Source organism: Campylobacter showae CC57C (genome assembly GCF_000344295.2).
GTDB classification, from domain to species: Bacteria; Campylobacterota; Campylobacteria; order Campylobacterales; family Campylobacteraceae; genus Campylobacter_A; species Campylobacter_A showae_B.
This window is the reverse complement of record NZ_AOTD01000012.1, coordinates 1-11,563: the sequence shown is the minus strand read 5'-3', so window position 1 is coordinate 11,563 and position 11,563 is coordinate 1. Positions and strand designations below refer to the sequence as shown.

10 protein-coding genes are annotated in these 11,563 nt (G+C 47.5%); all 10 read left to right on the top strand.

What is annotated here, in order from left to right; genetic code table 11:
* Positions 1-2,410, top strand: a 2,410-nt coding sequence (locus H740_RS00735) for a formate dehydrogenase subunit alpha (RefSeq protein ID WP_002950344.1), incomplete at its 5' end; no start/stop codon positions are given.
* Positions 2,411-2,420: 10 nt separating this feature from the next.
* Positions 2,421-2,981, top strand: a complete 561-nt coding sequence (fdh3B, locus tag H740_RS00730) for a formate dehydrogenase FDH3 subunit beta (protein ID WP_002950342.1) — start codon at positions 2,421-2,423, stop codon at positions 2,979-2,981.
* Positions 2,982-3,182: 201 nt separating this feature from the next.
* On the top strand, positions 3,183-5,147 hold the full coding sequence (locus H740_RS00725; protein WP_002950340.1) for an FTR1 family iron permease: 1,965 nt from the start codon (positions 3,183-3,185) through the stop codon (positions 5,145-5,147).
* Positions 5,148-5,221: 74 nt separating this feature from the next.
* Positions 5,222-5,743: an iron transporter gene (locus tag H740_RS00720; protein ID WP_002950338.1), complete on the top strand. Its 522-nt coding sequence runs from the start codon at positions 5,222-5,224 to the stop codon at positions 5,741-5,743.
* Between the two features lie 65 nt (positions 5,744-5,808).
* A complete protein-coding gene (locus H740_RS00715; RefSeq protein ID WP_002950337.1) occupies positions 5,809-7,176 on the top strand; it encodes a Fe-S-containing protein in 1,368 nt (455 codons plus the stop codon).
* Positions 7,173-8,453 (top strand): ABC transporter permease, encoded by a 1,281-nt coding sequence (locus H740_RS00710; RefSeq protein ID WP_002950336.1) that lies wholly within the window; start codon positions 7,173-7,175, stop codon positions 8,451-8,453. The genes H740_RS00715 and H740_RS00710 overlap by 4 nt, the downstream gene beginning before the upstream one ends.
* Positions 8,440-9,579, top strand: coding sequence for an ABC transporter permease (locus tag H740_RS00705; RefSeq protein WP_002950335.1), 1,140 nt, complete (start codon positions 8,440-8,442; stop codon positions 9,577-9,579). Before H740_RS00710 ends, H740_RS00705 begins: the two co-directional genes overlap by 14 nt.
* A gap of 1 nt (position 9,580) precedes the next feature.
* Entirely contained in the window at positions 9,581-10,318 is a 738-nt protein-coding gene (locus tag H740_RS00700) for an ABC transporter ATP-binding protein (RefSeq protein WP_002950334.1), read from the top strand.
* A 13-nt stretch (positions 10,319-10,331) separates the two neighbouring features.
* Positions 10,332-10,829, top strand: coding sequence for a TlpA family protein disulfide reductase (locus tag H740_RS00695; RefSeq protein ID WP_002950333.1), 498 nt, complete (start codon positions 10,332-10,334; stop codon positions 10,827-10,829).
* A gap of 109 nt (positions 10,830-10,938) precedes the next feature.
* Complete coding sequence (locus H740_RS00690; RefSeq protein WP_002950331.1) at positions 10,939-11,532, top strand: hypothetical protein; 594 nt, start codon at positions 10,939-10,941, stop codon at positions 11,530-11,532.
* Positions 11,533-11,563: the final 31 nt, after the last annotated feature.

Sequence of the window (11,563 nt, the reverse complement as noted above, 5' to 3'; positions counted from 1 at the left end):
CGGTGTGGCGAATACTTGGGGTTATGGCGCGATGACGAATCACTTCGGAGATATGACGGCAAATTCAAAAGCGATCTTTTGTATCGGTGCGAATTCGGCTGTAGCAAATCCCGTCGGCGGTATGAAGCATATGTTGCAAGCCAAAGATAGAAACAACGCAAAATTAATCGTAGCGGATCCGAATTTTACTAAAACGGCTGCGCACGCGGATCTTTACTTGCGTCAGCGTTCAGGAACGGACGTGGCTCTTATTTATGGACTTATTCACATTATCCTTAAAAACGGCTGGGAAGATAAAGAATTTTTAGAAAACAGAACCTATGGTATCGAAGAGGTTAGAAAAGAGGCCGAACACTGGACTCCTGAGCTTACTTCGGACGTTACGGGCGTACCTGTAGACAGACTAATGCAAGCCGCGCACATAATGGCTCACAATAAACCGGGAACGGTTATCTGGGCGCTAGGTATCACTCAGCACTCCGTAGGCACGTCAAATACCAGAATTTTACCTATCCTTCAACTAATCCTAGGCAATATGGGTAAACCTGGCGGCGGCTGTAATATCATTCGCGGTCACGATAACGTTCAGGGCTCTACCGATATGGGTAACCTTTCAGACACTCTTCCTATGTATTACGGACTAGGAGACGCCTCGTGGAAATACTACTGCAAAGGCTGGGGTGTTGATTACGATGAGTTTATCAAACGATTCGCGGTTTCGACAAAAGAGCCGAAACAGGGCGGCGCTCCGGTAAAAAATACCGTATTTGAAGAGTATTTTTATCATGATCCGCAAAATCCGGAAGATAGAAACTGGAGAAACGAAAAAGGCTGGTCGCTATCAAAATGGTGGCAAGGCGTCCTAAAAGAGGAAAAAACCTATACTAGCGGTAAGCTTCGCGTTCTTTGGGTACAAGGAACGGGTCTAACTTCTATGGCGCACTTAACTAAAATTCAACAAGCCGTCGATAAATTAGACTTACTAGTCGTAGCCGAACCTTTCGTCAACGAAGTCGCGATTTTAAGCGATAGAAAAGACGGAATTTATATCTTGCCGGTCGCTACCGCGTTTGAAAACGAGGGGCATTTAAGCTCTACGAATCGCTCCGGCCAATGGAGAACTAAGGTAGTAGATCCGCTTTACGAAAGTAAGCCCGATCAAGAGGTTATGTTTGCATTCGCTAAAAAATTTGGCTTTTATGATGAGTACGTAAAAGGCATGAAGATGGCGACCGTGAATCACGAGCCAAAACAAGTTAAAGACGACTTTGTATGGCCTGACGACGCTACAAACGAGATAGCTCGCTTGGGTAAATCTATCGGCTGCACCGGTAGAACGGCCGAGATGTTTAGAAGACATCAAGCTAACTGGCAAAATTTCGACCCTGATACGCTAATGGGTATCGGCGGCGACGTAAAAGGCGAATACTACGGTAAGCCTTGGCCGGCATGGGACGAAAAACACCCGGGTACGCCGATACTTTACGACATGAGTAAGCCTTATACCGAAGGCGGCAGTGGATTTAGAAATCGCTTCGGCTTAGAGCATAACGGCGTTAGTCAGCTAGCTAGCGAGGATACGACTTTGGTAGGATCGGACGTAAAAGGCGGCTATCCGCAAATTACCAAAGAAAATATCGAAAAAGTCCTAGGCATAACCTTAACCGAAGAAGAAAAAAGACTGATGGGAGCTACTTGGAGTACGGATCACAGCGGACTTATCTTAGAAAAATGCCGCGAAAAAGGCGTAGTGCCGTTTGGTAACGCAAGGGCAAGAATGATCGTTTGGGAATTCCTAGATCCGATCCCTAAACACCGCGAGCCTATCCACTCTCCGCGCTGGGATTTGGTGCAAAAATACCCGACTTTCGACGATCAGGCTAGAAACTTCCGCGTCGAGACGAAATTTAAGTCTGAGCAACAAGCAAAAGACTGGAGCAAGGAATTCCCTATCGTATTTAGCACATTGCGCCTAGTAAACCTAAGCGGTGCTGGTATGATCGAGCGAACGAGCAAGTATCTAGCGGCGATCACGCCTGAGATGTTTGCTAACGTTCACCCTGAGCTTGCGCTAAAATACGGTATCCAAGATCGCGATATGATGTGGATCCACTCTCCGCAAGGCACTAAGATCAAGGTTCGTTGCTATCATACTCAGATGGTTACGCCGGATAGAATTTGTATGCCGTATAACTTCGCGGGCGTTATGCAAGGCGTGAGCTTAGAGGATCGCTATCCTGAGGGTACTAAGCCTTATACGATCGGCGAGAGCTTCAATACCGTAACAAACTACGGCTTTGACCCGGTTACTCAAATTTCGGAATTTAACGCCGGACTTTGCAGGATAGAAAAAGCGGACGGAGAGGGCTTTAACACCTTCTTCCACGAATACGGCGAAAATAGAGTCTAAGGAGTAAGAGATGGCAAGAATGAAATTTTTCGTAGATACAAACAGATGTATCAGCTGCTTTGGATGCCAGGTCGCTTGCTCTTCGGCTCACGAGCTCCCGGTGGGGCTCTACCGCCGCAAGGTCATCACGCTAAACGACGGTATAGAGGGCAAGGAAGTATCGACTACGATAGCCTGCCAACACTGCACCGACGCTCCTTGCGAGCAGGTGTGTCCGGTTGATTGTTTTTACATCAGAGCCGACGGTATCGTGCTTCACGATAAAAACAAATGCATCGGTTGCGGATACTGCCTATATGCGTGTCCGTTCGGCGCGCCGCAGTTTCCTAGAGACGGGGCATTTGGCATAAAAGGCGCTATGGATAAATGCACTATGTGTGCCGGAGGCCCTGAGGGGACGAACTCTCACGAGGAGCTTCATATGTACGGTCAAAACCGTATCTCAGAGGGCAAAGTCCCTATGTGCGCCGCCGTTTGCGCTACGAACGCGCTACTAGTAGGCGATGCCGCAGACGTGTCAAACGTATATCGCAAACGCGTTATGCTAAGACAAGCGGGTGCTACTATCTAACTCAAATTCGGGGGCGACTCGCTCCCGAAATTTCTTTCAAATTTTACTCCTTAAATTTACTCAAATTTCAAAGTCGGATCAATCTGATAATCAAAAAATATAGCTTGTTGATAAGATTGATACTTGATAGCAGTTTTTATTTTCGCTAAAGTTTTGAAATGGTAAAATAGCCGCTTAAAACATATTTTATCGGAGTTTTTTATGAGCAAATTTTTAAAATTTATACTCGCGCTTTTTATCCCTTTTATGCTAAATGCAGCCGATACCGACTACGGCCCTGAGATACAGAGCATAAAAGATTCGTTCGTAAGCATCATGCAACAGTATAAAGAGGGCAAGATCGACGAGGCAAAAACCACTACGCAAAATGCGTATTTTGGGCATTTCGAAAATATCGAAGCCGCGATTAGGGTAAATTTGGGGCAGAAAAAAGCCTACTCGATGGAGTCTAAATTCGGCAAAATCCGTAAAGCCATCATCGCTAAAAAATCCGTAGAAGAGATACAAGCGATAATGGACGAGCTAAATAAAGAGATGGATGAGGTTTTGCCCGTCATAAACACCGGTCACAAGCTAGTGGGCGAGTACTCCGATCCTAAAAACGCAGACGCCGCGCAGACCGCTAAGGCTACTGAGGCTAGCCAAACTACGGCGCAACCTGCAAACAGCACCGCTATCGAGCCGCACTGGCAAGTGGTTTATAACGATATAAAAACAGCTCTTAGCGCTGCGGCAGCAGCCTACGAAAAGGGCGATAAAGACGCAGCAAAACAGCAGATAAACAACAAAGCCAAATTTGAGCTATACCGAAACACAAAGCTAGAAGAGGCTATCCGTAGATTTATAAACGGCGGTCAGGGCATCGACGGCGACATCCAAAAGCGCATGGGCTCGGCGATAATCGCGATAAACAACGACGTAGCAGTCGACGTGCTAAAGTCAAATTTGGACGAGCTTGATGCGCTGATATACGAAAACGTCGCCAAGCTGCCTATGGACTCGGGCTCGCTAGCTGCTAACGTGGTTTTGCCTGATAGCGCCGAGGATGAGGCGGCTACTGATTTTGCGCCAGTCGTTGCAAACATAAAGGCAAAAATCGCCGACGCGATCAAACTTTACGCCGCAAAAGACGTAGCTAAAGCTATGAGCGATGCTCAGGATATTTACTTCGACGAGTTCGAAGGTAGCGGCATGGAAAACAAGGTAGGCGCGATAGACGTAGGCCTAAAAACTAAGATAGAAGGAAATTTCGGCGAAGTAGTCGCGTTGATGAAGGCGGGCGTGAGCGTCGAGAGACTCCAGCAAGCAGCCGATAACCTAGGCGCAAATCTAGACGCCGCGCTAGAAAAAACAAGCGGCAGCAGCTCGCCTTGGGCGCTATTTGTTTACGCGCTTACGGTCATACTGCGCGAGGGATTTGAGGCGCTTATCATCGTGGCGGCCGTCGTGGCGTATCTGCTAAAAACCGGCAACGAAAAGCGCATGAGTATCGTTTACAGCTCGCTTGGCGTAGCGGTCGTGCTAAGCTTTGTTATGGCGTGGATTATGAATTTGATATTTGCCGGCGCTGCAGGTCAAAAAAGAGAGGTGATGGAGGGCGCGGTAATGCTTATCGCCGTGGGACTGCTCTTTTACGTCGGTTTTTGGCTGCTTTCAAACGCAGGCGCGAAAAAATGGAGCAAATATATCCAAAGCCACGTCAGCGAGTCGATATCCGCAGGCTCTGCTAAGGCGCTTTGGTGGACGGTATTTTTAGCCGTATTTAGAGAGGGCGCGGAGACCGTACTTTTCTATCAGGCGCTGATTTTCGACGCTAAAGATAGCGCGGGCTACTCGATGATAGCGCTGGGATTTGTAGTGGGGCTAGTCGTCTTGTTTGTTACTTACTACGTGTTTAAAATTTTTGCTATCAAAATCCCGATCAAGCCGTTTTTCTTGGTCACTTCGGCGATCATCTTTTATATGTCGATCGTGTTTGTGGGCAAGGGGCTTATGGAGTTCGTCGAGGGTAAAATTTTCGTTCCGACCAAGATCGAAGGCTTCCCGACTATCGAATGGCTAGGCATTTATCCGTATTACGAGAGCTTGATACCGCAGGCTATCATGGTAGCGGCGCTGATCATCGGCGTAATCATAATGAAAAACAAGCAAGCCAAAGAGGCTTAAATTTTGCGTTTCTAGCTTTCGCGGGTTGCCGCGAAGCTTAAAAATAAATTTACAAACCAATTAAAGGAGAGAACATGAACAAATTTGTTAAAACAGCTTTGGCATTTAGCCTTGCTGCAACAGTAGCCGTAGCAGGCGAGTTTCCTATCGGCGATCCGGTAGAGATCAACGGTATGGAGATAGCTGCCGTTTATCTAGAGCCTATCGACATGGAGCCAAAAGGCATCGACCTAGCTCCAAGCAAAGCCGACATCCACCTAGAGGCCGACATCCACGCTATCGAGGGAAACAAAAACGGCTTTGCGGCTGGCGAGTGGATCCCTTATCTAAAAGTTAATTACGAGTTAAAAAACCTAGATAACGGCAAAGTTAAAAAAGGCACATTTATGCCTATGGTCGCTCAAGACGGCCCTCACTACGGCGCTAACCTAAAAATGGACGCTGGCGTGGGCAACTACGAGCTAAAATTTCATATAGAAAATCCTGAAAAACAAGGCTTCGGTCGCCATGCGGACAAAGAAACGGGCGTAGGTAAATGGTTTGAGCCGTTCACCACGACTTATAAATTCCAATACACAGGCGCGCCTGCTAAATAATTCGGGCTTAGAGCGGCTGAGTCCGCTCTAAATTTTATTCAAATTCTCAAATTACAGGGCTGATCATGTCTATATATTTCGTCCAAGTTATCTCATCGTTACTGGGATTTGTCCTTTTTGCAGCGTTAAACAACGACAAAAAGAGCCTAAAAGCGCTGTTTCTACCCTCGGTTTTGGGTATTGCTGCAGGCATAGTCGTTTTTAAGATCGCTAGACTCATGCTTCACGACGCCGGGGTGAAAATGGTGTTTGACGCGGCTACTTTGGTATTTTTGCTAGTTAGCGCGCTTTGGATTTTTATCAAATTTAACCCTGCAAAGATGATAACGTTTTTCGCCTTGGGTGCGGGCTACGGTCTAACCTATGCTCACGCGGGCGCGAATTTTCCGGTATTTGCAGGCGAGCTACTCGATACGCAGTCTATCATCAGCCTATTTTTGATGATATTTGCGTTTTTGCTTTTGCTGATTTTGTTTTTCGTAGTTTCAAATTTAAAAGAGTGTCTCTGCAAGCACGTCTTATGGACGTTTTCGCTTCTTTCGCTTGCGGTTTTGATAGTGCAGGCTATTTCAAACACGGGGCTTGAGTTTATGCGAGCGGGCATGATACCTACGTATCCGTGGGCGCTCTCGCTCGTGGCTAAGGGCATTTACTATACGACCTTTTCGCAGTATTTTTTCATCTTTTTAGTTTTAGTCTTGGCGGTTATAAATTTCAAAAAACGCCCGGCTCAGATGGTAAAATCAGTACTGGGCTCAAATAAATTTAGATTTAACAACGCGGCTAGAAATTTCATGGCGGCAAACTCAAAAAGCAGCATAGCTATCGTCGTTACGGCTCTGATTTTCGGGCTTTACTACGACCTGCACGCATCTAAACCGCCTGAGATCTCTGATCCTATCGTCGTAGAACCCGTAAATAACGAGTTTAAATTCGACGTCGAAAAACTCGCCGACAACGAACTACACCGCTACGCATACATAAACGACGAGGGCAGGGAGATAAGGTTTTTCCTCCTAAACCGCTTCGCCGACCGCGCTTCGCCGATCATCGTATTTGACGCATGCGCGATATGCGGCGATATGGGCTATATCAAAAAGGATGCCGATCTCATCTGCATCTCGTGTAACGTACGCATCTTTTTGCCGTCAGTCGGCAAAGAGGGCGGCTGCAACCCGATACCTATGCCTTTTGAATTTGACGGCAAATTCGTAACCGTGACGCTAGATACTATCCAAAGCGGCGCGAACTACTTCTCAAAAGTCGTCGAAAAAACGGTGCTAGATCCGGTAAGCCGCAAAAAGGTAAGCAACATCGGCTCGAAATCTTATTTATACTACAACAGGACGTATTTCTTTGAGAACGAAAAAACTCAGGCGGAATTTGAAGCCAACCCTGAAAAATACGTCGATATAAACGGGACTTTAAAATGAAAAATATGCAACTAAGGCTCATAAAAAGCTCGATCACCGGCTCAAAGGTGCAAAAAGGAATGGCCTTTATCACCATACTTTTGGCGACGATTTTGATCGCTTGTATGCTAAATATCACGCTAAAAATCGGCGATCAGATCGCTAGCGAGCTGCGAGGCTACGGCTCAAACATCGTCGTCTTGCCAAAGGGCGAAGCGCTAGCTATCGAGATCGAGGGTAAAAATTTCACTCCGCTAAAATCGCAAAACTACCTAAACGAAGAGGATTTGCATAAGGTAAAGGAAATTTTTTGGCGAAACAACATCGTGGCGTTTGCACCGTTTTTAAACGGCGAGGTAAAAGACGCTAGCGGCGAAAAATACCAAATCACGGGCACTTGGTTTGATAAATTTGCAAACGTGGCCGACGAGCCTGAGTTTAAAACGGGCGTGAAAACGTTATTTGGCTTTTGGGCGGTCGATGGCAAATGGATAGAAGATGACGATATGCAAAACGTACTCGTAGGCGAAAATTTAGCCGCGAAGCGAAATTTGAGCGTCGGCGGCGAGCTAAATTTAAACGGTCGTAGCGTAAAAATCGCGGGCGTGCTAAAAGGAGCCGGCGAAGAAAGCTATAAAATCGTAACCTCGCTAAAGCTAGCCCAAGAGCTTCTAAATAAGCCCGGGCAGTACTCAAAAGCCGAGGTTTCAGCGATGACGATCCCCGAAAACGACCTCTCCGTCAAGGCCAGGCGAAATCTAGACAACCTAGATAGTGCCGAATACGATATGTGGTACTGCTCGGCCTACGTTAGCTCCATAGCCTATCAGATCGAGGAGAACTACGCGGGCGTAGCGGCCAAGGCGATGATGCAGGTAAGCGACGCCGAGAGTAACATCGTGAAAAAAATCCAAAGCCTAATGGGTATCGTTAGCGTCATCGCGCTGGCGGTCTCCTCTATCGGCATTACTTCGCTAATGACTAGCGAAATTTACAGACGTAAAAAAGAGATCGGCCTTCTAAAAGCCATAGGTGCGAGCAACTTTGAAATTTACGCCCTTTTTGCGAGCGAAAGCCTAGTCGTGGCGTTTTTTGCGGGCATTTTGGGTGCGTTTTTGGGTTACGCGCTAAGCTATATAATCGCTTACAGTATCTTTGGCTACGGTATCGGCATCGCGTGGATCGTGCTTCCGCTTAGTATCGCTTTTGCGCTTCTTATCTCGATCGCGGGCTCGCTCGTGCCGATGAGAAGTGTCGTCAAACTATTGCCTGCGGAGGTGCTATATGATCGCAAATAAGGGCTTTTTTTATAACGTCATCTTTAAAAGCCTGCGCTTTGGCGCGGCTAGAGTGGGCGTCATCATCGTCTCTATCTTGCTTGGCGCGTGCGTGACGGCGGCCTTTGTAAACGTATATCTGGATATCGACTCAAAAGTAAGCAAGGAGCTAAAAAGCTACGGTGCTAACGTGGTTTTCGCTCCCGCAGACCCCGTTAGCGACGCGGTAAACGAGGCTAAATTTAACGAAAAGATCGCCAAAATCCCGAGCGACAAGCTAATCGGGCAGAGCGGATATCTTTTCACGCAGGTAAATATCGGTCCTACGACCGCGATTGCTATGGGCGTCAAATTTAGCGATCTAACGCGGGTTAAGCCGTTTTTGGAGGTTAAAGAAGGGCAGGGCATAACGCTTGATTTTGACGAGAGAAACGCGCTAATCGGCACCGATCTAGCTAAACAAAGCGGCTTTAAGGTCGGCGACACGATCGAAGTGAGGCAAATCGGAGCGAACGCGGGCGAAAAAGTAAAGATCCGTGGCATCGTGCAAGACGGCGACAAGGAGGACTCGCTACTCATCATCTCGCTACCTCTAGCGCAAAAGATAGCAAACGAGCCAAACACGCTAAACTACGCCGAGGCCGTAGTGACGGGCAAATTTGACTACATAAACGAGCTTGGCAAGAGCCTTAGCGACGAGCAAATTTCGGTTAAACCCGTGGCTAAAATTTCAAAATCAGAGGGTCTGATTTTAGACAAGATCAAGCTTTTGATGGCGCTAGTTAGCTTTGTCATCTTGCTCATCACTTCAATGTGCGTAAACACGACGCTAAGCGCGATTTTGTTTTCGCGCTCAAAGGAGATCGCGCTGCTCAGAGCGCTGGGAGCTAGTAAGAAAAACGTGTTAAATTTGTTCGGCGTCGAGACCTTTGTTACGGCGTTTGTGGCGGCTTTGGCGGGTGCTATTTTAGGCTACGGCTTGGCGCAAATTTTAGGCTACGCGATTTTTGATTCGAGCATCGATTTTAGATTTATGAGCATACCGATAGCGATGGTTATCTCGCTCGTTTTTGCAGGCGTAGCCTCGATCTATCCGATCAAACGGGCGCTGGAAAACAAGATGGCCGATATTTTAAGAGGAGAATGATATGCAATACGCGATAAGATTAAACGGGATAGAGAAAAGATTCGGCGAAGTAAGAGCGCTAGAGAGCATTACCTTTGACGTAAACGCCGGCGAGTGGGTCAGCATAATGGGTCCAAGTGGTAGCGGCAAAAGTACGCTGGTAAATATACTCTCGCTGATGGACGAGCCAACCGCAGGCACGTACATGCTAGGCGGGGACGACGCTAGTAGGCTTAGCGACGAGGAGACGCTCAAATTTCGCCGCGAAAAGATTGGGCTGATATTTCAGCAGTTTCACCTCATCCCCTACCTAAACTGCGTCGAAAACGTGATGATAGCGCAGTACTATCACAGTAGCGTGGACGAAGAGGACGCTAAAAAGGCGCTCGAGCGGGTTGGACTAGGACATAGGCTTGATCACCGCCCGAGTCAGCTTAGCGGCGGCGAGCAGCAGCGTCTGTGCATCGCGCGCGCCCTCATCAACGATCCTGATATCTTGATAGCCGACGAGCCGACGGGCAACCTAGACGAAGCCAACGAACGCGTGGTTTTGGAGCTGTTTCAAAAGCTGCGAAGCGAGGGCAAAACCATCCTACTCATCACGCACAACCCCGATCTTGGGCAGTTTGGCGATAAGATCGTCTATCTAAGGCATGGCAAGATGGAAAATATTCACCACGTGAGCGACGGCGAGCGCGCGGAGGCATGCGAGAGGCTAGCAAGTGAGCCAAAGGGGCAAAGCGCCTTTGCGACGGTTTAAATTTGGGAGAATTATGATAAAAAAATATATATTATTAGTCTTTGCGGCGGCGATGATAGCGGGCTGCGGAAATAGCGGCTTTGACAAGCACCACATTAGCCTAAACTCGCCAAAGGGCGTCGATACGCACTATTTTCCCGAGGGCAGGCGACTTAAAACGGACGGCAAGCCCTATATGCTCTTTTTCTTTGGCACATCCTGCGGCGCCTGCGTAGCACAAGCTCCGATCGTAAATGAAATTTACTCCGAGTTTAAGGACAAATTTGGTGTTTACGGGATATTTGGACCGAGTCTTGGATTTGATAAAGATATCGACATGGTAAGGCAGCATCATATCGACTACGACGTGATTAGCGATAAAGTTTCGGTCGATTATTTCAGCAAGGCCGTCGGCGGTGTGATGGGCGTGCCTGCGATCTTCGTCTTTGACGGCGAGGGTAATCTCAAAAAGCGCTTCATCGGACTCACTCCAAAAGCCACTCTTGAAAACGAGATCAAGCTGGTATTATAAATTTACTCAAACGTAAAGATTTAGTAGTAAAATACGCTTAAATTTGATCCTAAATTTGACCCGTCCGCGTTAAATTTGCGGCGGTCAAATTTGAGCGAGGAGACCCGAAATGAAACTAAAAATTTTCTCTATTTTGCTATTTGCGATTTTTTTCGTAGGTTGCGGCGAGCCCCGCACGCCCGAGCTTTACGCTAGAAGCACGATGCCTATTTTTATAACAAACGGCGACGTAAAAAAAGCCTCGCGCAGCGTCTACGTTTACTTTAAAAACTCCTGCGGCTACGCAAACACGCTAGAAAATACCGTGCGAAACAAGCTACTGCAAAACGGCTTTACCCAAAGCATGGATCAAAAGAGCGCCGATATCGTGATAATGGGCGATTTTGCGAGCTTGCAGCGCTTTGAGCGACGCGAACGCCTGCGCGCGTATATGAGCATGGGCTACGGCTGGGGCGGCTACGGATACAGGCGTAGCATGGGCTTTGGCATGCTTTTTGGCGACCCGTTTGACGACGATTTTTACGACAGGACGGATTATTATCTTTACAGAGCCTTTATCAGCGTGATGATCCGCGCAAACGGCAGCGAGCAAAGGACAAATCTCGAGATCGAAAGCGGCCAGAATCTTTATTCGCCAAGCTACATAATCCCATACATAGAAGAAAAAGCGGCGACGCAGATACTTAGTTTCTTTTATCCTTAGCGGCTTGTCTTTTTCCTTTATACATCGTTGG